Here is a 26,018-nt window from a genome sequence, read left to right as displayed (position 1 = left end):
GCTGCCTCACTTTACAGATGAAATTTATAAGCGTTTTCCGTACATGCTGTCAAAATAGTTCTGATACTCTCCGTTTATAATATGCTTCCACCAGTCTTCATTATCCAGATACCACTGAATGGTCTGGCGGATTCCGGTTTCAAAGTTATATTTCGGCTTCCAGCCAAGTTCGTTCTCAAGCTTTGCCGGATCAATGGCGTAACGTCTGTCATGGCCCGGACGGTCTGTCACGTATTTGATTAAACTTTCCGGCTTATTAAGCGCTTTTAAAATTGTCTTCACAACCTCTAAATTGGTGCGCTCATTGTGCCCGCCTACATTATAGACTTCTCCTTCTTTTCCTTTGTGAATGATTAAATCAATGGCCTCACAGTGATCGGAAACATGAAGCCAGTCTCTTACATTCTCCCCGGTTCCGTACACAGGCAATTCCTCATCTGCCAGCGCACGGCTGATGATCAACGGAATCAGCTTCTCTGGAAAATGATAAGGACCATAGTTATTGGAACATCTGGAAATGGTCACAGGGAGCCCAAACGTTCTCTGATAAGCCAGGACAAAAAGGTCTGCGCTTGCTTTCGAAGAGGAATAGGGGCTTGAAGTATGAAGAGGGGTCTCTTCGGTAAAGAATAAGTCCGGGCGGTCTAAAGGAAGGTCTCCGTAAACCTCATCGGTAGAAACCTGATGATACCGCTTAATACCATAGGTCCGGCAGGCATCAAGCAGCGTTGTCGTTCCCATAACATTGGTTCTTACAAAGGATTCCGGGTCGGTAATGGAACGGTCTACGTGGCTTTCTGCCGCAAAGTTTACTACCATATCCGGCTTTTCCTTTTCAAATAAATCAAAAATAAAGGTTCTGTCTGCAATGTCACCTTTTACGAATTTATAGTTTGGCTTATCCTCTACAGGCTTTAGTGTCTCAAGGTTTCCCGCATAAGTCAAAAGATCCAGATTGATGATCTGATACTCCGGGTATTTATTTACCATATGGTGTACAAAATTTCCGCCGATGAATCCGGCGCCTCCGGTAACGATAATTTTCATGGTTGTGTTCCTCCTGATATGAATTAACCGTGCAGTTTGTCAATGTATTTACCGGCAAGGACATCCATCAGATACTGTCCGTACTGGTTCTTCTTTAAAGGCTCAATGCTCTTCATAAGCTGATCTTTTGTGATCCAGTGATTTAAATATGCGATCTCCTCTAAGCAGGCAATTTTTCTATGCTGATGGGTCTCCATGGTGCGGACAAAGTTGGTGGCATCCACAAGGGACTCATGGGTTCCTGTATCAAGCCATGTAAAGCCCTGGCCCAAAAGTTCCACATCAAGCTTTCCTTCTTCTAAGTAAATACGGTTTAAATCCGTGATCTCCAGTTCTCCTCTGGCCGACGGTTTTAAATTCTTCGCATATTCCACGACCTTATTATCATAGAAATAAAGACCTGTCACACAGTAATTGCTTTTTGGATTTTCGGGCTTTTCTTCAATCGAAACCGCTTTGCCGTCAGAATCAAATTCCACGATGCCAAAGCGTTCCGGATCATCTACGTAATAGCCGAATACAGTCGCTCCGTCCTTTTTGTTGGCAGCATTCAACAGGCGCTTGTTCAGTCCATGGCCTGCGAAAATATTATCACCAAGGATCATGGCAACGCTGTCGTCACCGATGAATTCCTCTCCGATAATAAATGCCTGAGCCAGACCGTCCGGGGACGGCTGCACCGCGTAAGATAGCTGAATTCCAAACTGGACACCATTTCCTAAAAGTGCTTCAAATCTTGGAGTATCATCGGGTGTGGAGATGATAAGAATATCCCGTATGCCTGCATTCATAAGTACGGACAGGGGATAATAAATCATTGGTTTGTCATAAATCGGCAGTAACTGTTTTGAAGTTACCATGGTAAGCGGGTAAAGTCTTGTGCCGGAGCCTCCGGCAAGAATAATTCCCTTCATTTTGCTATTCCTCCATATCAATTCATGATACCATCATACAGGGTGACGTAAGGTCACGGTCAAGTGTTTTTCCAATATTTCTTTATTTTATGCAACGAAATGCACCTGCCTGCTTTGTAATATGGATATATCCCTTCTTTTCCATCTTTTTCTCCAGAAATTCACGGAACTCCTCATAGCGGTCGCTTAAGTACTCCTGTTGATTGCCATGACAGGATAAAATGTATTCCATCAGTGCTCCGGCATCACTGACTTCCAGATGATCGTCATATTCTTTCTTTTCCACCAGGCGAAAACGGCACTTTAAAAGCTCCTCTCCATGATCAAGTCCAAAAACATCATAGAGATTCACTTCCGATAATGCGATCCTGGAATCAAATTCCTTAACCAGCTGGCTGATCTCCTTCATATGGTCGCGGCCGTAGGTACTGCAGCAAAATACCCCACCCGGCTTTAAGACCTGTTCCACCTGACTGAAAGCCGCATCAAGATTGGATACATAAAACAGAACATGGTTGGCAATCACAAGGTCATAGCTGTCTTGCGGCTTGGGAATCTGGCGGCAGTCAAATACCTCAAAGGAAAAATCACCGGGAATATTTTTCAAATTCTCCTCCACGTCCCGGATCATGCCTTTGGATACATCAGAAAGGCAGATATGGGCATTCCGGGGAATCCTTTTTTGATTGGCAAGCCAAAGCTCTCCGTTGCCGCAGCCAAGCTCCAGAATGTTTTTCCCATTGAGAGGCTCCATCAAACCGTAGAGCCATTGGAACCAGCCCAAAGGATTTTTGGTATATTTTTTATGTAATCCAATTCGGATGTTTATATTGGCCGCATCCTTATACTGCTCCACAAGGGACTTTTCCATGTTGGTAATATGAATCAGATGAAGGATCTTATTCCAGTCTACGGCCTGGTTGTCCGTAACAAGTCTGGAAGTCTCTGTCAGGGTCTGCTCCACCAGCTTTAAATGCTCGATCCGCTTGCGGATCAAATTCAGCTGAAGACGGAGGGACGCTTCTACATAATCATTGTCATCGTCATTAATGGTAATGGAACGGATTTCATCCAAAGAAAAGCCCAGATATTTTAAAGAAAGAATCTTCTGGAGCTTGGCAAAATCGGAATCTGTATACAGGCGGTATCCGCCTTCGCTCATCCCTGCTGGCTTTAACAGCCCCTGCTTGTCATAATACCGGACAGTCCGAATGGAAACATTGGCTTTTTTGGCGAACTGGCCTGAGGTATAAAACCCGCCCATCTGGCTCATAACAATTCCTTCCTTTCTATACCATCAACTGGTAATTGACAATATCAAGCATTTTACCAAATTTCATGCCCATTTCTTTCATCGTCCCACAGTGTACAAACCCCAGATGCTCATGGAGAAGGCAGCTGGCTTCATTTCCTCCTGTGATCACAGATATAACGGTATGTATATCGTCCCGTTCCCTTGCAATCTCTATAATGCGGGATGTCAGTTTTCCGGCAATGCCTTTGCGGCGGTACTCCCTGTCCACATAGACGGACAGCTCCACAGTGGTCTTATAGGCTTCCTTGGGGCGGTAGGAAGAAAGGCTTGCATAACCTACGGCTTTACCGTCTGCTTCTGCTACGATCAACGGGTGGTTCTCCACGTTATGCTCACGAAACCACACCATCCGTTCTTCCATACTTTTAGGGGTCAGATCAAAGGTAGCAAATCCATGTTCTACCTCATAATTATAGATATCAAGTAATTGGGGCATATCTTTTTCTTCTGCGGTTCTGATAATCATATGCATTCCTCCTGGGTGTAATTAATCTTATCATACATCATTCTATTGGCCTCGTCCAATGAAAATTGTAAGGAAATAAATTCTCTTTATCCCGGCCTTTTTTAAGACTCTGGTACAGGCTTCCACAGTGCTCCCGGTGGTATAAATATCGTCCACCAGTATTACTCCTTCCACACCTTCCGGCACTTCGCCTGCTGCAAATGCCTGCTCCAGATTTTTTAGTCTCCCTGACGGGTCTAAGCCCTTTTGGGGCATGGTTTTCTTATTACGGACAAGAAGCCCGGAGGAAACCGGAATGGAGAGATATTCCCCGATCCGGCAGGCTAAAAGCTCCGCCTGATTAAACCCACGTTCTTTTTTCCTTGTTGGATGCACAGGCACAGGAACCAATACCTGGGCATCCATTCTGCGAATCAGACCTTCGTAACGGACGGCCACCGCTTCTCCGTAAAAATCCAGGTATTCCCTTTTGTTCTTATATTTGATTTTTGCCATGGATTTTCTTGCCGTTTCCCCATAGTTAAAAAGAGCAAGCCCATATTCAAAGGTCCGCTTATGCTTTACACAGTCAAAGCAGTATTCGATCTCTGGTGCCATGACTTCTTTGCCGCACTTTTTACAGACCGGCCCTTTTACCACCGATAATTTACGAATACACTCCTGGCAGATCAGCCTGCCCTTTGGCATGACGATGCCGTCACAAACGGGGCAGCGTCTGGGAAAGAGTAAATCTATGAAAAAGGAAAGATTCATCAGAAAGGATTCTCCTTGAATGTAAGAATGGTCAGACAGGCAGGAAGAGGACTTCCCGCCTGTAGAATATTTATGAAAGCTGGTTGATCTCACAGATCCTGTCTTTTAAGCCGGAATATCTGCGCTGTTCTGTTTCGTTATTTACCATTTCCTGAAAGACCTCAGGAGCTCCCACCAGACAGACACAGGATCTTGCCCTTGTGACCGCAGTGTAAATCAGATTCCTGGTCATGAGCATCCGGGGGCCTGAATATACGGGAATGACAACCGCCGGATATTCACTTCCCTGGGATTTGTGGATGGTAATGGCATAGGCAAGCTCCAGCTCCTCCAGCTGCTTAAAGCTGTACTCCACCAGACGGCCTTCGTCAAACTCCACGGTGACCAGTTCTGCAAAGTTGTTGATTTCCCGGATAACTCCAATATCTCCATTATAAATGCCAGTGCCCTTGTCTATGGGTATTCCGTAACTGTTGCGGACCTCCCACTCGATATTGTAGTTATTCCTGATCTGCATGACCTTATCCCCCACCCGGTATATGACTCCGGAGGTTTCCTTCTGGAGTTTCTCCTCCGACGGCGGATTTAAGTATTCCTGCAAGATGGCATTCAGCCGCTCCACTCCAATGGCACCCTTTCTCATAGGGGTCAAAACCTGTATGTCATAGGGGTCTGCATGAACATAGCCGGGAAGCTTGTCGTGGATCAGCGTGATCATGGCATTGATAATGGCGTTGGGATCTTCCCTCTTAATAAATAGGAAGTCATTGCTCTTTTTGCCGAGGGGAATCAATTCTCCTCCATTGATCTTATGGGCATTGACCACAATATCACTCTGGGTCGCCTGACGGAAAATCTTAGTCAGCATAACCACGTTAAAGCACTGAGACTCGATCATATCACGAAGGACGTTACCGGGCCCCACACTGGGAAGCTGGTTTACATCCCCCACCAGAATCAATCTGGTGCCTGGATTAATGGCTTTTAAAAGTGACTGCATCAAATGAATGTCTACCATGGAAGTCTCGTCGATAATGACTGCATCCGCATCCAGCGGATTCTCTTCATTTCTTTCAAAATGCATGGCAGCAGACCGTTCGTCAGGAACTCCGGTCAGTTCCAGCAGGCGGTGAATGGTCCTTGCCTCATAACCGGTGGCTTCTGTCATACGCTTTGCCGCTCTGCCTGTAGGAGCTGCCAGCAATATCTCCATCTCCTCGCTCTCAAAAAAGCGGATAATGGTATTAATGGTAGTTGTCTTTCCGGTACCAGGCCCTCCCGTAACGATGAGAAGTCCGCTGTTCACCGCCTCTACCACAGCTTTTACCTGCTTTTCATCCAGCTCGATCTGCTCCTCTTTCTGGATCTTTAACAGTTTGCTGCGGATCTCTTCCTCCGGCATGCTCCCCCGGATATTCAGATCATGGAGCATCTTCGCTGTGTTCAGTTCCATATAATAATACTGGGACGCATAGACCACACGCTTTCCTTCGGTTTCCCGAATGACAAGACGTTTATCCAGCTGCATGTCCATCAGATGCTTTTCAATAAACTGGCGGTCCACCTTTAACAGCTCTGAAGACTGGCAAAGCAGATCTTCTTCCGGCAGATAGGTATGTCCATTTCCTGTCGCCTGTAAAAGGGTATACAAAACCCCACATTTGATCCGGAAATCAGAATCCGTGAAAATCCCCACTTTTCTGGCAATCTCATCGGCCATCTTAAATCCCACACCGGGAATATCATCGGCCATCTGGTAAGGATTTTCCTTGATCACACCGTAAAGCCTGGGACCGTATTCCTGATAGATCTTAACCGCCAGATTCATGGATATTCCATACTCCTGCAGAAACATCATGGCCTGCCGCATCTCTTTTTTCTGTTCTATCTGCTGGGAGATGGACATGGCCATCTTCTCGCTGACTCCCTTTACTTCGGAAAGCCGTTCCGGCTCCTCTTCCATAATCCGGAAGGTATCGGCCTTAAAACGCCGGACAATCCTGGAAGCAAGAGCTGCGCCGACCCCTTTGATGGCCCCGGACCCAAGATAACGTTCCATGGCCGCTGTATCCTCCGGTGCCTTGATCTCGTAGCTTTCCACCGTCATCTGTTCCCCGTAAACCGGATGCTCGGTCATGGCTCCCACAGCCTCGATCCGTTCGCCCTCGCTTATGTAATGAAAATTTCCAACAAGGGTGTACTCTTCCCCTTCATTCACAAGGCTTAAGACCGTATAGCCGTTGTCTTCGTTCCTGTATTTAATTCTTTCTACAAATCCGCAGACTGTTGCCATGGTTCCTCCCACAAATACAGACAGACTGCTCCAAAACAATCCCTGCCGGAATCTTAAGATACCGGCAGGGCCGTCTTTCAAGCAGTCAGATGGACTGTTCCTACATAATTATTAAAATTCTCTTTTACTATCTCCGCCATGAGTAAACTCGATGAACTTACCGGTCCCAATCGCTACTGCCGTAAGAGGGTCTTCGGCGATCATCGTCGTAATGCCTGTCTTTTCTTCGATCAGGGCATCAAGACCGCTTAAGAGGGCACCGCCACCTGTAAGTACGATTCCACGGTCAAAAATATCGGCTGCCAGTTCCGGTGGAGTACGCTCCAACACGTTATGAACGGCATCCACGATCTGCATGGCCGGTTCTTTTAATGCGTCAAGAGTCTCGTCAGAAGTAACTACAATCGTCTTTGGAAGACCGGTAACCAGATTCCGTCCGCGGACTTCCATAGTCAGAACTTCCGGCCTGCGGTATGCTGCACCAATGTTGATCTTGATTTCTTCCGCAGTCCTTTCTCCAATTAAAAGGTTGTGCTTTTTACGCATATAACGGACAAGTGCTTCATCGAAATCATCTCCGGCTACCTTAATGGAGGTGCTCACTACGGTTCCTCCAAGAGAAATTACCGCAATATCGGAAGTTCCGCCGCCGATGTCAACGATCATGTTCCCGCAGGCTTTTGAAATATCAATTCCGGCTCCGATTGCAGCCGCAACCGGTTCTTCAATGATCGTTACTTCCCTTGCCCCTGCCTGGTAAGTCGCATCCTCAACCGCCTTTTTTTCTACTTCTGTGGCACCGCTTGGGATACAGACACTGATTCTTGGCTTTCTTAATGTCTTTTTCCCTACCGCTTTATTAATAAAATACTTCAGCATTTTTTCTGTGACAGTGTAATCGGAGATGACGCCCTGACGCAAAGGTCTGACTGCAACAATATTTCCCGGAGTTCTTCCGATCATAAGTCTTGCCTCTTCACCAATGGCTTTGATTTTATTCGTATCACGGTCAATGGCAACGACAGATGGTTCTTTTAGCACCACTCCCTTGCCTTTAATATATACCAGTATGCTGGCTGTACCCAAGTCAATTCCTATATCATTGGACATCATAATCATTCTTCCTCCTGATTGCTGTATCCTGTTCCCAAAGCTTCTTTTATCGTCAAATTTATGTTTAATTCGCAAATTAGGTCGCAGTTTCTATCCTATTATATACAATAACCCTATGTTTTTAAAGGGGTTTTTTTATTTTTATTATCTTTATTATTTTTTAATCTGCCGTACACATTTTTGTCACAATTTATTAGTATACTGATAATACGTTATCCGAAAGGATGACGGGCCTTTTGTTTCAAGTAACTTACTTGAAATCACAAAGCTTTTTCATACTCATACCGGACGGGTAAAACCGTCCGGCCCCCCTAAAATAACGAAATGAACATATATACTTACATTTCTAATTGAACGTGTAAAAAGAAGAGTCCGGTCCACCATAATGGTTCCCGGGCTCTGTTTTTATGTTTTTTCTATTTATCAGGACAGTCTCAACGCCCAATCCCTGCAGTCTATGACTCTGGTTGCCAGCCCTTCGTAAAAATCCGGTTCGTGACAGATCAAAAGAATACTGCCCTTATATTCTTTTAAGGCTCTTTTTAACTCTTCTTTCGCTTCCACATCCAGATGGTTGGTCGGCTCATCCAGTAAAAGTACATTGGTTTCCCTGTTTTGAAGTTTACATAATCTCACCTTTGCCTGTTCCCCGCCGCTGAGAACACGGACCTGGCTTTCGATGTGCTTGGTGGTCAGACCGCATTTTGCCAGAGCCGAACGGACCTGGTACTGCGTGTAGGAAGGGAACTCTTTCCATATTTCTTCAATACAGGTGGTCGTGTTGCCGGGCGCCATCTCCTGTTCAAAATAACCGATGGACAGGTAATCTCCCAATTCCACACTCCCGCTTATAGACGGAACAAGTCCCAGTATGCTTTTTAACAGAGTCGTCTTTCCGATGCCGTTTGCACCTACTAAAACCACTTTTTCTCCCCGCTCCATGTTTAAATTCAACGGCCTTGACAAAGGTTCCTCATAACCGATCACCATATCCTTTGTTTCAAAGATCATCTTTCCGGCTGTCCTGGCCTCCACGAAATGAAATTCCGGCTTCGGCTTATCCTTTGCCAGCTCGATGACTTCCATCTTATCCAGCTTCTTCTGTCTGGACATGGCCATATTCCGGGTAGATACCCGGGCTTTGTTGCGGGCCACAAAATCCTCCAGTTCTGCAATCTCCTGCTGCTGGCGCTTATAAGCAGCTTCCAGCTGGGAGCGTTTGACCGCATATACCTCCTGGAACTTTTCATAATCTCCCACATACCGGTCCAGATTCTGGTTTTCCATATGGTAAATGATATTGACCACGCTGTTTAAAAACGGAATATCATGGGAAATCAGGATAAATGCATTCTCATATTCCTGAAGATAGCGTTTCAGCCATTCAATATGCACCACATCCAGGTAGTTGGTCGGCTCGTCAAGAAGAAGGATATCCGGCTTTTCTAACAAAAGCTTACCAAGAAGCACCTTGGTTCTCTGGCCGCCGCTTAATTCTGTCACATCCTTATCCAGTCCCATATCTGTCAGCCCTAAAGCTCTTGCCACTTCTTCCACCTTGGAATCAATGACGTAAAAGTCATGTGCCATCAAAAGATCCTGAATGGTTCCAAGCTCCTCCATCATGGACGTCATAGTTTCCTCGTCTGCATCTCCCATCTTGTCACAGATTTCATTCATCTGCTCTTCCATCTGGAATAAAAAGGCAAAAGCATTTTTAAGCACCTCCCGGATGGTCATCCCTTTTTCTAAAACCGTATGCTGGTCCAGATAGCCAACCCGCACACTTTTCGCCCATTCCACCTTTCCTTCGTCCGGCTGCAGCTTTCCGGTTATAATATTCATAAATGTTGATTTGCCTTCCCCATTGGCTCCAATCAAACCAATGTGTTCTCCCTTTAAGAGGCGGAAGGAAACATCCTGAAAAATAGCCCTGTCACCAAATCCATGGGTCAGATGCTCTACGTTTAATATGCTCATAAAAAACTCCTTATTCTTGGTAACTGCAATCAATTATCTTGCGCACCGCGGCTTTAACCGCCCTGCACCTGTAATTCCATGAAACATCATAATTCTACATGACAGAAGCAATTAAGGCAAGTAAAAAGCTATTTTCTGCAAAGCATTTTTTTATTTGGAGTCAGATGGTTTGATTGTTTCTTTCGGGGGGAATAACTCTATAGAAAGTATGAACCACGGTTCCTTTCGGTCTTTCTGTTTTCGCAGTCTTTTTGAGTTGCAAATTAGGACAAAACCGTATATGATAAATCCAAGATGAATTATGAAAGAAAGAGGTTTCGCTTATGTACGTTTACACTTGGTATCAATGGCTGCTGTTTTTTTTCATCTATTGTTTTATTGGCTGGATAATTGAATCAACCTATGTTTCCGTAAGAAGCCTTCACTTTGTAAACCGTGGATTTTTAAGACTCCCCCTTCTTCCTCTGTACGGAAGCGGGGCCATTGCCATGCTGTGGCTCTCCCTTCCGGTTAAAGGCAATCTGCTTTTGGTGTTTCTGTTCGGTATGGCAGGAGCTTCTGTGTTGGAATATGTCACAGGCTATGTCATGGAACGGCTGTTTAAAATGAAATACTGGGATTATTCCAATAACCCTTTTAATATCAACGGATATGTATGTCTTGGAACCTCCCTTGCATGGGGGCTTTTAACCATTCTTCTGACTGAAGTGGTCCACCGCCCTATGGAGTGGCTGGTTCTTCCATTAAACAGTACTGCCTGCATCACACTGGTCCTGATCATTTCAGTCATCTTCATCATCGACACCATCCGTTCCGTAAAAGAGGCCCTGGACCTTGGACGGATACTGGAATCCATGACAAAGATCAAAGCGGAGCTGGAAGAGGTTCAGGTACAGATGGCTCTGCTAAAAGCAGAGACCACACAAAAAGTATCCGAGTTTAAGACCGAGACTCTGGTTAAGATCACCAACTTAAAAGCGGAAACCACCAGCGCTTTAAAAGAATCCGCACTTATGGAGCGGCTGCAGTCACTGACAGAGAACAAGGAGAAGCTAAGCAAATACTTAGGCTTTTACCGAAAAGGAATCCTTCGCCGGAATCCTACCGCTTCTTCCCGGGTTTTTGGAGATGCGCTAAAGGAATTGAAGGAATATTCTAGAAAGCATAAAAAATCCTGAATAAATCCGAAATATCCATCTCCTCTACAATTTGACTTAGCAGACGCACCGAATCATTATCTGGGATTATGTAGTCGATATTAAGTGGCAGTTTCAGTTGATAAATGCACTGAGCATGAAAAAGGAGCTGGGCACTAATTACTTAGTGCGACAGCCCCTTTAAAAAGGGTGGAAAACTTTGATGGTATGCCAGCCCTGCAAACCTATTTTCTCCATAAGCTTTAGGATGCTGGAGTAACATATAAACTACCGACCTCATTTTTGTATAAATTAATTTGCCAAACCCACACTATTGGTAAATATCCACTTTGAGTTATCTCCCGATAACGTTCCCGTCAGAATAAGTTTTACCTCATCTGAATTGGGATTTCGGCTGATATACATATTTGTAGCATTATTTTTAATAAGAAATTTACCGTCATCTTCCTCTATACTCCAACTCTGCATCGAATTACTTTTATCAAAGTCCTCCTGAATTAAATTGCTTCCCTCCTCATTTATCTGCTGTGTCATAAACTTCCCTGAATTCCCATTTTTGATATAATAGGTTCCGTCAGTCTGCCGGTTCAGGAGCCATAACTGGTCTGCTGCATTTGTATTATCCCATAAGACTACATTTGCACCTGCGTTCAGAGAACTCTGCCAAACACCTGCTACTTTACCATCTGTCTCATTTTGTATAAATGTCATTTCTTCCAGCTCATCAACCTTTAAATCTGTATTTATATCCAATGATTTTACATAAACATAGGAATCCTTCTGTCCATTTCCAAACGCAGCTGTACTTCCGACTACAAGAAGTTCGCCGCTGGAAAGCTGTACAAAACATCGGTTATATCCAGCAGGGGCACCTGTATGACGCGGAACCCAGGTACCTGTTCCATCTTTTTTGGTATTTAATAAAATATCACCGGTTGCACTGGTGCCTGCTGCAATTGTTCCATCGGAAAGTGTAGTAACATATGGACTGCCACTCCGCCAGAGCACCTCTCCTGTTTCACTTGGATTCCACTTCAGCGGGTCGTCAGAAATCTTGAAGAAGGAAGTAAATGGACGGCTTATGCCAACCCCTTCGTAAACCATCATCCACTTTCCATTTTCAAGCTTTGTCACTATTGGCATACCCGGACGTTTATTATTTCCGGCAAATGCAACATCATCAACGGTTTCACTCCAGTGAATGCCATCCGTCGTCGTACAGTGGACAAGCTTCTGATTATTTCTATAATTATATACCCTTTCATCTGAAAAATAACATATGAGCTGATTCTCATGCCACAGAAGGAATGGCTCCCAAATCGGGTCATATCCCATAATATTCCTTCCCCCCTCAGCAATTGTACTAAGATAGGACCAGGTAACGCCTCCGTCCACACTGTAATACATATCAAGTGAGGTTTTCCATAATCCACCGTCTCCTGCATCCGATACCTTTGCTGCATCCTTTTCAATGGTTACGGCATTACCAGCACAGATTAGTGCTCCCCTCGGGATATCTCCCATTTTCTCAGGTAACACGAAAAGCTGGGGGCAGTTATGCAACTGCCACTGATATAGCTTTGCACCGTCGGCATTTTCTGTTTCGGCCTCTCCTGTCTGTGCATTGAGCCACAGATCCGGATGAATGCTGTCATCGTTATTGATCTCGCTGATCTTTTCCCAAGTCCTTCCTTTATTTATACTTTTATAGATTGGAAATACGTATTCGCCGGATGCACCTCTTTCCCCCCATTCAAAAGTACAGTATAGCGCACCGTCAGCCCCCTCTACAAGTCTTGGTGAAAGACACTGATTTCTGCCTGGATAATTGTTATCCGGTCTGCATACAATCCAGGGTTCATCCCCATAGCCCTGATTCACATTGTAATACTTATCCGTTGCTTTGGTTCCCGAAGATGTTTCTGCATAAATATTTGCATTTCCCACAGACATAACCATTGCAAAAACCAGCAAAAAGCTCCATAGATGTTTCAATAACTTATTTCTTTGCTTTTTCATTTTCTCATCCTCCTTTTATTTTCTGCTTCTATCATAATTTATCTTTATCACAAAACAAATGAAAAATCATGCACACTTTTTATGTTTTTTTTACTTTAAAACACTTTCTCCTAATAAACTATAAGTAAAAATATCAAAAATTCTTGTATTGGCTGGATTTAAGATGTATATTATTAATGAGATAACTTCAATTTCTTCAGAAGTGCGGAGGACATGTCTATGAAGAAAAAATCTTTATTACGAAAACCAGACCTTTATATCAGACATTTTAAGGATTCATTCGGCAATCGCAATCTTGCTTCCAAGTTCAATATTCTCTATATTTTTATCATTAGTTTTTTTATGCTCTGTAATATTATTATTCTTCATATTTTTTATAACTACACAGCCCAAAACACAATTACTGCTCTTGCAATGCAGAATCTGGATGCTATTTACCAGAATGTAGATACCTCCTTACATTCGATATCTAAGATATCCGGATATACAATGGGAAATTCCGTTATACAGAACTATACGAGTGAAGGCAGCCAAACGGATTATAGTGCCCTTATGAACAAGCAGCTGCGCACCACACTTTATCTTGCACTCGAGTCCATGCCGCTTGCGACTTCTATCTTCTTCATTAGCGAAAACGGACATTATGAAGCTGCCGCCCGCTATAATCTCCCGAAGATGAATATGACTTATCCGTGTGAAACGAACTGGTATGAAAAGGTAAAGTCTCTGCATGGTTCTCCTCTCTATACAGTTAATGCCGATAATTGCCTTGATTTTTCAGACGGAGAACGATATCTGTCAATGATACGCCTTATTAATAATACGGAAAGTGCAAAACCAGTCGGTTATATGATTATTAATATCCCGTTATCCTCTCTCTTCACATTTTCCAAAAGCACAAAAGAAAATTACTCTGATATCTGTGTCATGTCATCGAATTATATGATTCTGAATTTTTCTGATGACATACTGCGCTCACACTTTTCTACGGCTTTGCCTGGTGAGATACCAGCTTACCAGTCACTTTTGCTTGACGGAAAACGATATCTGATACTTAAACACTACAACGCTTCCCTCGACTGGTACTATTTCAGCGCAACACGCTATACAAGCTACTTCAAAGAATACATACCATTCCTGCTTATTTTTTTCTTTACCATGTTGTCCTGCATGATCGCTTTTCTTTTGATTGCATTTACAACAAAACACTTTATTACAAAACCTGTTTACAATCTCAACCTTGCAATGAAGCGTACCGAACAGGGGAAATTAAAACCTGTCCATCTTACAAAATATAATGATGAAATCGGAAGCCTCCAACAATCCTATAACGAAATGATCTCTCAGATACATTCTCTGCTTGAAGCCAAAATCAAAGAACAAAAGCTACTACGCAAATTTGAGCTGAATATCATGCAAGAACAAATCAAACCGCATTTTTTATACAACAGCTTAAATGGCATTGCCTATCTGATAAAATCAAATCAAAATAATACGGCATATGACCTCATTATTTCGCTTTCTGAATATTACCGGGAAAGTCTCAGTAAGGGAAGCGAGTTTATTCCGCTCAAGACCGAGATTCATATTGTCCAGAATTATTTAAAGCTTCAGAAGATGCGTTTTCAAGATATCTTTGAGGATATCTATGAGGTTGAAGAGAATGCACTATCACTACAGATTCCCAAGCTTGTCATACAGCCGCTTGTAGAAAATTCTCTTTACCATGGGATACTGCCGACTGGCGGCTATGGAATTATAAGGATAAGAGCATATATTAAAGCGGAGCACCTGATGCTCCACATTTTTGATGATGGCATCGGTATGAATGAAACAAAACTTCAATCTGTTCTCAAATCCAATATCGATAACAACAAAAAAAGCTTTGGTCTGAGAAAGACCGTAGAACGTCTGCAGATTTTTTATGAAAGTGATACTGTTTACAAAATTATCAGCGCCCCCAATCAGGGAACAGAAATTATATTTTCACTACCACTGAGTGCAACGGAGGATTTAACAGAGAATGAATCATAACAATGTGACAAATAATTTAAACGATTCAGCTTCTAACAAAAATATTAATACACTAAAAATTATGGTTGTAGAGGATGAAAAGCTTGCCCGCAAACATCTGATTGACATCATGAACCAAATAAGCATGCCAATACAAATCATTGGCGAAGCCTCTTCTGCGCTGGAAGCGCTTGAATTAATCGAGGAGGATATTCCGGATATTTTATTTACTGACATCCAGATGCCTTATATGGACGGACTTGAACTCAGTAAGCTTGTTCTAAAGAAATCTCCCTATATAAAAATTGTCATTCTGACTGCCTACCGGGAATTCAATTACGCGCAAAAAAGCATCCGTATCGGTATTTCAAACTTTTTATTAAAGCCGATCAACCACAACGACTTAATAATTGTCCTTGAAGAACTGCAAAAGCAAATTCAGGAAGAACGCGACCAATTGCTCGAGTTCGATTCCCTCAAAAGTATCCTTAAAGAAAATCATTCCATTTTGCGTGATAAATTTTTATTAGAGCTTTTGGACAACAGCAACTCGGTTTCAAAAAAACAGCTCTCCTACTACTATTATCCAAGGCCCATTCCGAACTTTATTCAGATTGCACGAATCGAAATCCTCTCCTCCACTTTGCTTGATTATACAGAAGAAGAACATCTTGTACAGGATATGAAATATCTGGAATTTTTAAAGAACTTTTTATCGGCTTATTCAGATATAGAGGTTACAGTTAATCATAACCATCACATGATTTTATTTTCTTATTCGGAAAAAGTCATCCTCAATACAATCTGTGAACAACTTCAGCAGACGATCCATCAGTTGTCAGGGCTTGACTTATATTTTGGCATCGGGAATGCTTACAATGACATTCATCAAATGACACGCTCCTGCCAGGAAAGCCTTGAGGATTTAAAATTCAATCATTACGCACTCAGTCATTCCGCTGCTGTCTACAAATCAACGGGTCCTGTGGTCACTACCACTATCTCATTCCTGCCAGACTATGTAGATGATGTGAAATTCTTCATAAAGGCAGGGCTTAATGATCAGCTGAATGACTTGCTGCACAGTCTTTATTATGATACAAATGCAGGCCTGGCAGACATTGATCATACGCGTCTACTCTCACTTACTTTGTTATCTGCCGGTATAAATGCAGTAAATGAGGCAGGCATACCAGTCCATAACCTATTTGAACATGAAAAAGATTCTTTCCAGTCGATTCTGTCGGAGACAATAAGTGAAAACCTCTGTCATCGAACCTGCGTATACCTAAATAAGCTGTCAGCTGCAATTACGACCTATCGATCCAACAAGTGTAAGACGATTCTCTGGGAGGTCTTGCAGTATGTCCAGAAGGAAATGGCAAACCCGGAGCTTTCCCTAAACAGTATTGCAGAAAAATTTTATATGAATACCAGCTACTTAAGCCGTGTTTTTAAACAGGAATTGGGATTTACCTTTTCTAAATATTTAAACCGTCTGCGAATGGAACATGCATTGCAGCTTATTGACCAGACAGACTTAAAGGTTTATCAGATAGCAGAAGCAGTAGGCATACCAGATGCCTACTACTTTAGCAGTTGTTTTAAGAAGTACACTGGTAAATCAGTGCGAGATTATAAAAAGGGGATATAAAAAGAGAACTTTTTTAATTATAAGAATATCAAATTTTATCAGTTGAAAAGTCTAGCGCCGTATAACTGAAATAATCAAAATCTGCCGGAAGCTTGGTTCCCAGTCCATCTACGCTCATCATACCCACAAACGCTCCTGTAAACGCGGCATCATATACTGCCTTAATGTACTCATCCGACAATTTAGTTGAATCAAACTGATATGGAACTGCATTCCAGTTATTTCCATCAAATGAATAGAAATACTGATAGGAAATCTCACGGACTTCTACCTTGAAATATACATATTCTATATCGTCTTTAACTGGTATCGGGTGCTCCTGAAAGACACTTATGGTCTTGCCAAGATCAGTACAGACGACATCTATCACTCGTCCGTACTGTTCATTCCATGTCATTTGAATACACGACCAGTTCTGTGTATTGTAGTAACAGGTCAGCCCTGCAAACTGCTGGATGCTGCATGGTTCGTATGCCATTTTCACCTCTGCGTCAAAGTAAAAATCCTGCCATCTCCTTGCAATATGTGCCTGCTTAAAGGCAGAGGCCAGTGACTGATGCCCATACAGCCGCAGATGTCCGGGCCTGTCTTTTAATGATACGACATCTTCTTGTAATGGTATCCTTAGATTTTGAAAATTAATATTCAACACCGGATCATCAAAATTATCCTTTTGTTGCACATTCTGTAATTCTTCCGGTTCTACTACATTTTTTGGTGGATCTACTTCAACGAGTCCATTCTGGCCTCCTACAATGTGCGGCCAGCCGCCATCATCCCAAATAACTTTCTGAATTGCTGTCTCCCGGCCTAACGGACACCAGCCTCTCGGGTCTACCAAAGATTCATAGCTGTGATGTATCGGCCGCCCCATCAGATGTGCAAAATACCATTCTCCTTCCGGTGTACAAACAAGTGAACCGTGCCCCGCCTTCTGGATCGGATGCAATGGTGCATTGACTGTCGTTAAAAAGGCTTCTCCTGGCTGTGTCTCAAACTCCTCTCCCTTCAGGGAAACTGCCCGGGCAACACGTTCCTGATGTGCGTATACCGTACCTCCCTGTGCCACGAAAAGATAATAAAAGCCATTTATTTTGTACAAATGCGGTCCTTCTGTAAATTTTTCTACAGTTCCCCGGTAGATTACCCATGGCTTTCCAACCAAAGCCTGCTTTTCTTCCGAATACTCCGTACACATTATCCCATAGAACGGATGATGAAAGCTCCTCGGATCCCAATACTGGTTGACCAGATATTTTTTTCCATCGGTATCATGGAATAAGGAAGCATCAAATCCTGCCGTATTCAGTACAATCGGATCACTCCAAGGCCCCATAATATCCTCAGCGGTAATCAGATAATTGGTACAATCCTTAAACGAACCGTCAGTCACCTTCACATCCGTGTAGACAAGATAGAACTTTCCATTATTCCATGACAGATCCGGTGCCCAGATTCCCCCTGAATCCGGATTACCAGTCATATCTAAAAGACGCTTCTCATTTAGTGGGTGCGTAATCAGCTCCCATTGTATCAGATTATTTGATTTATGAATCTGAACCCCCGGCCACCACTCAAAGGTGGAGGTTGCAATATAGTAAGTGTCTTCTACCCGTATGATGCTTGGGTCCGGATTAAATCCTTTTAAAATCGGATTTTTAATCTTCATTCTATGTATCCCCCTTTTCTTAAAGCCAAAGCGGATGTTCCCAATCCGCTTCTCTGCCAGATCATAACCTTTAACCTTTAACAGCACCAGATACCATTCCACTCTGTATCTGCTTGCTAAAAATCAGATAAAAGACTATAGTCGGTGCCGTTGCAATAACAAGTCCAGCCCCCATTGTTCCCCAATCAGTCGTATACTTTCCAACCATTTGCATAATACCAACAGTCAGCGTACGATATTTATCAGAATTGGTGAACGTAATTGCAAACATCATTTCATTCCATGTAGAAAGAAATGTAAAGATTGATATTGTTGAAATTGCAGGCTTAACAAGCGGCAGCATTATCCTGAAAAATGTTTGATAGATTCCACATCCATCGAGATAAGCCGATTCTTCCATTTCCTTTGGAATCGTTTGAAAAAATCCGATCATAAAGAAAATTGCCATTGGCATCGCAAAAGCGATGTATGGAACAATCAATGCCTGATAAGAATCGAGCATCTTTAACTTTTTCAGCATGATGAATACTGGAAGCAGCACAGCATGAAGCGGAATCATCAGACCAAGAGAGAAAAAGGTTTTGATAAAATAGTTAATTTTTAATGTCATACGTGCAATCGCATAGGATACCATACATGCAAGTATGCCAGAGACAATGATTACAATAACAGTTACAAAAATACTGTTTAAAAGATACCGGCCCACATTTGCATGAAATAAAGCGTTTGCATAGTTTGACCAATGGTATTTTTCCGGAAATCCCATAATATTTCCACCATAGATTTCTTTGTTATCTTTTAACGAAAAGAAAAATAGAAAGACTAACGGATATAGCTGTATCATTGCAAATGCAATTAAAAATATATGTAAAATGCATTTATATTTTTTAATCTTTTTCATCGGCTCCCCCTTCATTTAGTATGAAATATTAACGGCTGAAAAGAACTTCTCGATCAAGAAGTAGAACAAGAAACACTCAAGCACAATAAAGATTGCTATTGCACAGCCACTCCCATATTCCATTCTTGTAAATATTGTTGTATACATCAATGTGCTTGGTACTTCCGTCGAATGAAGCGGTCCCCCTTTTGTTAATACCCAAATCAAGTCAAATAATTTCAAGGAACCGATAACTGCAAATGTTACACTTACTTTTATGGTATTCAAAATAAGAGGTATTGTAATTCTAAATGCGATTTGCTGCTCATTGGCTCCATCAATTTGTGCCGCTTCATAGATATCTGAGGGGACTCCCTTGATTCCCGTATATAAAATCAGCATATGATAACCAATATATTGCCATATAATTGGGAAAAATGCTGCTATAAGCGAAATTTTGGTATTACCAAGCCAGTCTTGTGGCTGGATTCCAAACATCTGTAAAAGCGCATTTAAAGCACCATAATCTGCATTATATATTTTCAGGAACAACTGTCCGATTACTACGGTAGACAGCAATACCGGAATAAAGAAAATTGTTTTGTAGATGCCCTCTCCTTTTAAATTTCTTGAAAGAACAATTGCAAAAAACAAAGCCGGAATCAGCTGTCCTACCACAGATGCAACTGCCAAGATCAGAGAATTTAGAACCGAAATCAAAAAATTCGGTTCTTGTATCATTTTCATGTAATTCTGAATTCCTACAAATACCTTTTCTCCTATTCCATCCCAATTCAACGTACTATAATAACCAGATATGATGATAGGAACAAATGCCATAATAAAATAAATCAAAAATGCCGGTATTACGAATATACAATACGCTTTTTTATTTTTTAATATTCTATCCATAAAATTTTCTCCTATTACCAGTTGAATTGATGATAGCCAGGTTGTGATGCACCAACCATTCCGTTGATGCATCCCTTAAGCCTATGTTTATACAATTACTCATTCATTTTCTGTAAATTTTTACAAAATTCCTCTGGCGTTTCTGTATTAGCAATTAATTTAGAAATTTCATCCATTAAAGTATCTGCTTTGGATCCCCCAGTTACGGAATCTAGCCAGTATACATATCCCGTTGCATCCTTTGTAAGATTTGCGATCTCTGAAGATAAGCGGTTTACTGCTGCCTCTCCCATATCAGCCTCCCATGCTGGCATACCGGAACCTGCTAAATATTGATCCTTAGACATCTTCTCACAAATATACTGTGCGACTGCTGCTGCCTCTACTGGGTGCTCTGTATTACTGCTCACCAGAAAGGTCTCACCAGAACCTCCATGGAATTCTTCCGAATTTCCCTTTCCGCCTTCAATGACAGGAAATTTGATAACATCGATTTTCCCTTTCACTGCTGCATCTTCTGCTTCGCAATCTCCGTTCAGCCAGCTTCCCATAAACATCATAGCTGCCTTCCCCTGCTTGAATGCTGCAACTGCATCATCCTCTGAAGTTCCCAATGCACTTTCGCCAAATCCACCGCGCACAGACAATTCCTGTACAAGTTTGGCTGCTTTTACAAGCTCTGGAGTATCATAGGATGCTTCTCCCGTCAATGCTGCATTAAATGCATCTGCACCTGCCATGCGAATTGCATGAATACCAAATATCATAAGCCCCGGCCATAAATCCTTTTCACCAAGTGAGATTGGTGTGACCCCTGCTGACTTGAATGCATCGACTGCGTTAAGAAATTCATCGTAGGTTTCTGGTACTTTCACATGATTCTGCTCAAACAGTTCCGTATTGATATATAAAGAAGCAACTGCTACACTGTACGGATAACCATATACTTTTCCATCAAAAGTAAAGTTATCAAGTGTTCCCCCAAGAATTCTGCTCTTGATGTCGTCTGTCATATACTCGTCAAGAGAAAGTACTAATCCTGCATCTACAAAGGGCTTCATCGTTCCTGATCCCCAGTTAAAGAATACATCCGGTAACTCGTTACCTGCCATCGCCGTTTTTAATTTTACCTTATAAGATTCTGACTCTGTTCCTTCGTGAACAACATTTATGTCTGGCATATCCGTTTTAATTGATTCTAGTGCATGATAGAATGCTGCGTAGTTCCCATCTGTGGAATTCGGATCTGAAAATTGTGACCAAAGTGTAATTGTCACTTGCTTTCCATCTTCTTTCACACCTGTTGATGCTGCATTTTTCTCTTGTTTATTCACACTTGTATTTTCATTACTTGCCGCTTTGCCTCCGCATCCGCCCAATGCCCCCAGGACTAAGGTTGTTGCTAACAATGTACTTAGTACTTTTAGCAAATTTTTTTTCATTTTTTTCTCTCCTTTATTAAGCTATTAACAGCAATTTGCTCATAGTCTTATTGTAACCTGCCATCTCATTGTTTCAAATAGAATAAGACTTACATTTTTTATGTTTTTTTTACTTCTTTGGAAAATGAATAATTTAAGATTGGATTTTACTCCATTACGGAGACTAGCAATTATGAGAGCAAAACGAATTTCTGCAGATGATTACTTTCACCTTTTGCATGACAAAGGGGCTGTCGCACTAATTCGTACGACAGCCCCTATTTTTAATACTATAATATCTGATCCACCATAGCCTTCACAGCCTCTCCCAGCTTAGCAGATATTTCATCTGCTTCCTCCAGAGAAGAACCCTTGATGCCATAGTAAAATTTAATCTTTGGTTCTGTTCCTGACGGTCTTACGCACAGCCAGGCATCGTCAGATAAATCGTAATAAAGCACATCAGACTGCGGAAGCCCTGTAGGTTTCGTTTCTCCGGTGACCATATCTTTTATGATATCAAGCTTATAATCTCTGGCAGAAAGAACCTGGTATGCGCCAACAGTCTTTGGCGTATGATTTCTCATGGTTTCCATCACCGCTTTGATCTTTGCCTGACCTTCGATTCCTTTTAACCCGATGGATATGACTGCATCTTTATAATAACCGTATTTCTCATACATGGCGATCATGGCATCCCATAAGGTCATGCCTTTGGTCTTATAATAAGCAGCGGCTTCACATAATGCAACGGAAGCCGAAACGGCATCTTTATCACGGGCATAAGTTCCAATGAGACAGCCGTAGCTTTCTTCCAGACCAAAGAGATAGGTTCCGTATCCGGTAGTCTCTTCCTTTAAAATCTGCTGGCCGATATACTTAAATCCTGTAAGCACCTCAATCAGTTCGGCACCATAGGACTTTGCTACCGCATCCACAAGATTGGTGGTTACGATGGACTTAATAACCTGTCCATCTGCCGGAATGGCTCCCCGCTCCTTTTTCTGGCTTAGTACGTATTCGCACAAAAGAGAGCCGGACATATTACCGGTTAAGGGGATATATTCTCCGGATTTATCATCCTTTACATAGACTCCAAGGCGGTCTGCATCCGGGTCTGTTGCCAGAACCAGATCTGCATTCTGTTCCTTTGCAAGAGCAAGGCCCAAGGCAAAGGCTTCTTCCGCTTCCGGATTGGGGTAACTGACCGTTGGAAAGTCTCCATCCGGCAGTTCCTGCTCCGGGACTACATAAACATGAGTAAAACCGATTTCCTTAAGCGCTCTTCTTACGGGAAGATTGCCCGTACCATGAAGAGGTGTATAGACAACCCTGATATCATCCTGCATGCGGTCAATGGCTTCCTGGTTCACCACCTGGGCCTTCACATGGGCGATGTATTTATCGTCCACCTCGGCTCCGATGATCTCATACCTGCCTGCTGCCAGTGCCTCTTCTCTGGTCATGGTCTTTACTGCAGAAAGATCGGTGATATCCAAAACTTCCTTTGTCACTCCCTTGTCATGAGGAGGGGTAAACTGGGCGCCATCCTCCCAGTATACTTTATATCCGTTATATTCCGGAGGATTATGGCTGGCCGTTATGTTGATTCCTGCAATACAGCCTAATTCCCTAACGGCAAAAGAAAGCTCCGGTGTCGGTCGCAGAGATTCGAATTTATATGCCTTGATGCCATTGGCAGCTAATGTCAGTGCAGCTTCCTCTGCGAACTCCGGAGACATGTGCCTGGAGTCATATGCAATGGCCACGCCTTTCATAGCGCCGCCCTGTTTTATAATATAATTTGCAAGCCCTTGTGTGGCTCTTCTTACTACATAGATATTCATCCGGTTGATGCCGGCTCCGATGATGCCTCTTAAACCGGCGGTCCCAAACTCCAGGTCCTTATAAAAACGCTCTTTTATTTCCTGGTCATCCTCTGCAATCCCCCGAAGTTCCTTCTTTGTCTCTTCATCAAAATATGGATTCAAAAGCCATTCATCATAAATGCTCCTGTAATCTTTCATCCCCAATTACTCCTTTCTCTCCATTTCTGTTATGGCTATTATAAAGCAAAACAGAACAAAAGAAAAGCGCATTTCCATTATTTTATTCTCGATAGAAAGGTGTTTCGGACGGACTCCTGGATCTCTAAATCCTTTAATTTTTCAATGTTTCGGGAAGGAATCCATGCTTTATTGGCATTATAATAAAAATTAATCTGCTTCCAGTACTTCTCCGGATATAAAAACAGATAGTAAAGGCAGGTTCTGTCTGCATCCGAAAGAGAGATTACCTTGGAATAGGTTTCAAGCATTGCCATGCCAAGCTTTAAGTTCCAATCATGCTTTTCCATGGCTTTACGCATAAAATGATATAAATCCTCCATCTGCATGCCCTTATGCATACGGTTGAATTCCACAATCGCCACATCATGAGAGCACATGAGAATATGGTGCTGGTTTAAATCTCCATGACAGAGATACTCTTCCTTGCTTTCACGAGTCTCTAAAAAGCTGGACATTCCCTTACAGGCCTCCATAGCCTGTTCATAAAATGTATCATAATTACCCATTACACAGAGTTCAAATTCAGATTTTTTTCTTTTATTGCGGATAAATGAACGGGCGCGCACCAGTTCCTTGTTGTGTCGTTCCATCTCTTCTGCCGGCTGCTGCACCAGAATAGAGCCTAAATTCCATTCCTCCTTAAATTCAACGCCCCGGAGAATCTTATGTAAATAAGCAATCCGTTCAATGGCGCAGAGAACCTCTTTGCTGTCCTTTAAATTACATTCCCTGTCCGCATACCAGTTCTTTACGATCCAACGGATTCCGTCCTCAGCGACAGAGAGGAGTTCTCCTTCTTTATTTCTGACATAACGATCCACGTTTATATGGCCGGCTTCTTCCATCTGTGAAAATACCTGATCTTCAAATTCCAGGCGCTTTAAAGTTCCTTTATATTCCCGAAGCAGTTTCAGACCCTGATTTGTCTCACACAACCAGGCGCCCCGGCCGCGCTTTACATTAAGAACTTCAAGCTCATACTGCGAAAGCACCTCTGTGTATTTCTCGTTCACAACCACCCCTCCAACTCTTAGCTCATCAGCTACTTCTAGGGTATGAAAGGGCAGGAAAAAATATGCAAAATCTGGTTGAAAGTTATAGGGGCCAAAGGCCCGCTTTTTATAACTTTTCAGCCAGATTCATCAGATACTCTCTTTTATTGCACTCCGGATTTTTTAAAACCTCTTCAAATAAAACATCTAGAACTGCCCCGATCCCAGGACCCGGCTTTCTGCCTGCCTCTATCAGCTCCCGGCCGGATACTGCCATATCCTTTAACCGGATGCAGTCTCCGTCTTTTATGATTTCTTCCGCATACCGCTCCACCTGCTTTAGCGTCTCCTGACAGGACTCCCGGCAGAATACCTTTTTAAAACATAAAAGATCTTTAAAAAGTTCAGGGGAAAGTCCGCTCATAACCTTTCGGATCACCGGTTTATCTGCAGGTATCTCCTGTTTCCACAGGGTCACAAGCGTCTTTACATGGCTGATGGTCTCATTATCCATCTTTAAATCACGAAGGATCAAAACAGCCTCTTCCGGCTTTTCATACCGTAAAAAACCGGACCAGCGCATGTGCTTTTGTGCCGGAAGAAGTTTTAACGTGCCGGTCTCTCCCATTCTCCTGCCGGCTGCATGAAAATGTTCTGAGATATAGGGAGCAATGCCGTTATCATACACCGCCCTTATTCGTTGGGGATGATCGGAAAGAAGAAGCTTATTAAGCTCCACCTGTATCCGCTCTTTGCTGACTTTCGCCATGTTGGGAGCAATGCCTCTAATGGCCATTTTTGTCTCCTCTTCAATCTCAAAGCCAAGCTGGGCAGAGAACCGGATGGCACGGAGAATCCGCAGGGCATCTTCCATGAACCGGTCTTTTGCATTGCCCACGCAGCGGATGATTTTCTCTTCCAGATCCTGCCTTCCATGAAAGGCATCCACAAGCCCTTCTCTGTCACTGTAGGCCATGGCATTGATGGTAAAATCCCGGCGTTTTAAATCTTCTGTCAGATTCCCCGTAAATTCTACGGATTTTGGATGGCGCCCATCTTCGTATTCCCCGTCGATGCGGTAGGTCGTCACTTCATAAGTTCCTCCATCCATAAGCACAGTAACCGTACCATGCTGGATTCCCGTATCCACCGTCCGGGAGAAAATTTCCTTTACCTGCTCCGGCTTTGCAGAGGTCGTGATATCCCAGTCCTCCGGTGTCCGGAAAAGCAGACTGTCCCTCACACAACCGCCCACCACATACGCTTCAAATCCATGAGTATTGAGTTGTTCTATGATTCTTCCTGCTGCTTCCGGAACCTGTATCTTCATCACTGTTTCTCCTTTTGACTG

The 26,018-nt window shown here is 42.8% G+C and carries 19 protein-coding genes; 3 read left to right on the top strand and 16 right to left on the bottom strand.

The window, feature by feature from the left end; genetic code table 11:
* Positions 1–24: 24 nt before the first annotated feature.
* The 8 genes from rfbB to ACLTWA_RS14235 all read right to left on the bottom strand — a co-directional run bounded on the left by rfbB (position 25) and on the right by ACLTWA_RS14235 (position 9,881).
* Positions 25–1,047 carry a dTDP-glucose 4,6-dehydratase gene (gene rfbB, locus ACLTWA_RS14270; RefSeq protein WP_412328577.1) on the bottom strand — a complete coding sequence of 341 codons (1,023 nt, stop codon included), beginning with the start codon at positions 1,045–1,047 and terminating at the stop codon, positions 25–27.
* A gap of 23 nt (positions 1,048–1,070) precedes the next feature.
* A complete protein-coding gene (gene rfbA / locus ACLTWA_RS14265) occupies positions 1,071–1,961 on the bottom strand; it encodes a glucose-1-phosphate thymidylyltransferase RfbA (protein ID WP_412328576.1) in 891 nt (296 codons plus the stop codon).
* 82 nt (positions 1,962–2,043) lie between these two features.
* Complete coding sequence (locus ACLTWA_RS14260) at positions 2,044–3,225, bottom strand: MerR family transcriptional regulator (RefSeq protein WP_412328821.1); 1,182 nt, start codon at positions 3,223–3,225, stop codon at positions 2,044–2,046.
* A 25-nt stretch (positions 3,226–3,250) separates the two neighbouring features.
* Positions 3,251–3,742: an N-acetyltransferase family protein gene (locus ACLTWA_RS14255; protein ID WP_412328575.1), complete on the bottom strand. Its 492-nt coding sequence runs from the start codon at positions 3,740–3,742 to the stop codon at positions 3,251–3,253.
* Positions 3,743–3,784: 42 nt separating this feature from the next.
* Complete coding sequence (locus tag ACLTWA_RS14250; RefSeq protein WP_412328574.1) at positions 3,785–4,495, bottom strand: ComF family protein; 711 nt, start codon at positions 4,493–4,495, stop codon at positions 3,785–3,787.
* 70 nt (positions 4,496–4,565) lie between these two features.
* On the bottom strand, positions 4,566–6,788 hold the full coding sequence (locus tag ACLTWA_RS14245; protein WP_412328573.1) for an ATP-dependent RecD-like DNA helicase: 2,223 nt from the start codon (positions 6,786–6,788) through the stop codon (positions 4,566–4,568).
* A gap of 111 nt (positions 6,789–6,899) precedes the next feature.
* The gene (locus ACLTWA_RS14240) at positions 6,900–7,901 is read right to left on the bottom strand and encodes a rod shape-determining protein (protein ID WP_412328572.1); all 1,002 of its coding nucleotides are present in this window, start codon (positions 7,899–7,901) and stop codon (positions 6,900–6,902) included.
* A 423-nt stretch (positions 7,902–8,324) separates the two neighbouring features.
* Positions 8,325–9,881 carry an ABC-F family ATP-binding cassette domain-containing protein gene (locus ACLTWA_RS14235; protein ID WP_412328571.1) on the bottom strand — a complete coding sequence of 519 codons (1,557 nt, stop codon included), beginning with the start codon at positions 9,879–9,881 and terminating at the stop codon, positions 8,325–8,327.
* Positions 9,882–10,204: 323 nt separating this feature from the next.
* On the opposite strand from ACLTWA_RS14235, the gene ACLTWA_RS14230 reads away from it, so the two are divergent.
* Positions 10,205–11,059, top strand: coding sequence for a putative ABC transporter permease (locus ACLTWA_RS14230; protein ID WP_412328570.1), 855 nt, complete (start codon positions 10,205–10,207; stop codon positions 11,057–11,059).
* Between the two features lie 270 nt (positions 11,060–11,329).
* Here ACLTWA_RS14230 and ACLTWA_RS14225 read toward each other — a convergent pair whose 3' ends face one another.
* Positions 11,330–13,057, bottom strand: a complete 1,728-nt coding sequence (locus ACLTWA_RS14225) for an RICIN domain-containing protein (RefSeq protein WP_412328569.1) — start codon at positions 13,055–13,057, stop codon at positions 11,330–11,332.
* A 219-nt stretch (positions 13,058–13,276) separates the two neighbouring features.
* Here ACLTWA_RS14225 and ACLTWA_RS14220 point away from each other — a divergent pair, with 219 nt between their 5' ends.
* Both ACLTWA_RS14220 and ACLTWA_RS14215 read left to right on the top strand, forming a co-directional pair.
* Positions 13,277–15,091, top strand: coding sequence for a sensor histidine kinase (locus tag ACLTWA_RS14220; RefSeq protein WP_412328568.1), 1,815 nt, complete (start codon positions 13,277–13,279; stop codon positions 15,089–15,091).
* Positions 15,081–16,724: a response regulator transcription factor gene (locus ACLTWA_RS14215; RefSeq protein WP_412328567.1), complete on the top strand. Its 1,644-nt coding sequence runs from the start codon at positions 15,081–15,083 to the stop codon at positions 16,722–16,724. Before ACLTWA_RS14220 ends, ACLTWA_RS14215 begins: the two co-directional genes overlap by 11 nt.
* A 28-nt stretch (positions 16,725–16,752) precedes the next feature.
* On the opposite strand, the gene ACLTWA_RS14210 is transcribed toward ACLTWA_RS14215, so the two are convergent.
* The 7 genes from ACLTWA_RS14210 to ACLTWA_RS14180 all read right to left on the bottom strand — a co-directional run bounded on the left by ACLTWA_RS14210 (position 16,753) and on the right by ACLTWA_RS14180 (position 25,997).
* Complete coding sequence (locus ACLTWA_RS14210) at positions 16,753–18,495, bottom strand: glycoside hydrolase family 43 protein (RefSeq protein WP_412328566.1); 1,743 nt, start codon at positions 18,493–18,495, stop codon at positions 16,753–16,755.
* Positions 18,464–19,294, bottom strand: a complete 831-nt coding sequence (locus ACLTWA_RS14205) for a carbohydrate ABC transporter permease (protein ID WP_412328565.1) — start codon at positions 19,292–19,294, stop codon at positions 18,464–18,466. Before ACLTWA_RS14205 ends, ACLTWA_RS14210 begins: the two co-directional genes overlap by 32 nt.
* Before the next feature lie 15 nt (positions 19,295–19,309).
* Complete coding sequence (locus ACLTWA_RS14200) at positions 19,310–20,185, bottom strand: carbohydrate ABC transporter permease (protein ID WP_412328564.1); 876 nt, start codon at positions 20,183–20,185, stop codon at positions 19,310–19,312.
* Between the two features lie 95 nt (positions 20,186–20,280).
* The gene (locus ACLTWA_RS14195) at positions 20,281–21,627 is read right to left on the bottom strand and encodes an extracellular solute-binding protein (protein ID WP_412328563.1); all 1,347 of its coding nucleotides are present in this window, start codon (positions 21,625–21,627) and stop codon (positions 20,281–20,283) included.
* Between the two features lie 269 nt (positions 21,628–21,896).
* Positions 21,897–23,633, bottom strand: coding sequence for a phospho-sugar mutase (locus ACLTWA_RS14190; RefSeq protein WP_412328562.1), 1,737 nt, complete (start codon positions 23,631–23,633; stop codon positions 21,897–21,899).
* A 77-nt stretch (positions 23,634–23,710) separates the two neighbouring features.
* Complete coding sequence (locus ACLTWA_RS14185; RefSeq protein ID WP_412328561.1) at positions 23,711–24,688, bottom strand: spore coat protein CotS; 978 nt, start codon at positions 24,686–24,688, stop codon at positions 23,711–23,713.
* 106 nt (positions 24,689–24,794) lie between these two features.
* Positions 24,795–25,997, bottom strand: a complete 1,203-nt coding sequence (locus ACLTWA_RS14180) for a CCA tRNA nucleotidyltransferase (protein WP_412328560.1) — start codon at positions 25,995–25,997, stop codon at positions 24,795–24,797.
* Between the last annotated feature and the right edge of the window lie 21 nt (positions 25,998–26,018).

The organism is Lacrimispora sp. (assembly GCF_046972725.1).
In the GTDB taxonomy this organism is placed as follows: Bacteria; Bacillota; Clostridia; order Lachnospirales; family Lachnospiraceae; genus Lacrimispora.
This window is presented reverse-complemented; position numbering and strand designations above follow the sequence as displayed.

Coding starts and splice junctions, on each gene's coding strand:
- ACLTWA_RS14220 (WP_412328568.1), top strand. CDS start 13,277: ATGAAGAAAAAATCTTTATTACGAAAACCAGACCTTTATATCAGACAT.
- ACLTWA_RS14235 (WP_412328571.1), bottom strand. CDS start 9,881: ATGAGCATATTAAACGTAGAGCATCTGACCCATGGATTTGGTGACAGG.
- ACLTWA_RS14260 (WP_412328821.1), bottom strand. CDS start 3,225: ATGGGCGGGTTTTATACCTCAGGCCAGTTCGCCAAAAAAGCCAATGTT.
- ACLTWA_RS14190 (WP_412328562.1), bottom strand. CDS start 23,633: ATGAAAGATTACAGGAGCATTTATGATGAATGGCTTTTGAATCCATAT.
- ACLTWA_RS14205 (WP_412328565.1), bottom strand. CDS start 19,294: ATGAAAAAGATTAAAAAATATAAATGCATTTTACATATATTTTTAATT.
- ACLTWA_RS14225 (WP_412328569.1), bottom strand. CDS start 13,057: ATGAAAAAGCAAAGAAATAAGTTATTGAAACATCTATGGAGCTTTTTG.
- ACLTWA_RS14250 (WP_412328574.1), bottom strand. CDS start 4,495: ATGAATCTTTCCTTTTTCATAGATTTACTCTTTCCCAGACGCTGCCCC.
- ACLTWA_RS14255 (WP_412328575.1), bottom strand. CDS start 3,742: ATGATTATCAGAACCGCAGAAGAAAAAGATATGCCCCAATTACTTGAT.
- rfbB (WP_412328577.1), bottom strand. CDS start 1,047: ATGAAAATTATCGTTACCGGAGGCGCCGGATTCATCGGCGGAAATTTT.
- ACLTWA_RS14230 (WP_412328570.1), top strand. CDS start 10,205: ATGTACGTTTACACTTGGTATCAATGGCTGCTGTTTTTTTTCATCTAT.
- rfbA (WP_412328576.1), bottom strand. CDS start 1,961: ATGAAGGGAATTATTCTTGCCGGAGGCTCCGGCACAAGACTTTACCCG.
- ACLTWA_RS14195 (WP_412328563.1), bottom strand. CDS start 21,627: ATGAAAAAAAATTTGCTAAAAGTACTAAGTACATTGTTAGCAACAACC.
- ACLTWA_RS14180 (WP_412328560.1), bottom strand. CDS start 25,997: ATGAAGATACAGGTTCCGGAAGCAGCAGGAAGAATCATAGAACAACTC.
- ACLTWA_RS14215 (WP_412328567.1), top strand. CDS start 15,081: ATGAATCATAACAATGTGACAAATAATTTAAACGATTCAGCTTCTAAC.
- ACLTWA_RS14240 (WP_412328572.1), bottom strand. CDS start 7,901: ATGATGTCCAATGATATAGGAATTGACTTGGGTACAGCCAGCATACTG.
- ACLTWA_RS14245 (WP_412328573.1), bottom strand. CDS start 6,788: ATGGCAACAGTCTGCGGATTTGTAGAAAGAATTAAATACAGGAACGAA.
- ACLTWA_RS14200 (WP_412328564.1), bottom strand. CDS start 20,185: ATGGATAGAATATTAAAAAATAAAAAAGCGTATTGTATATTCGTAATA.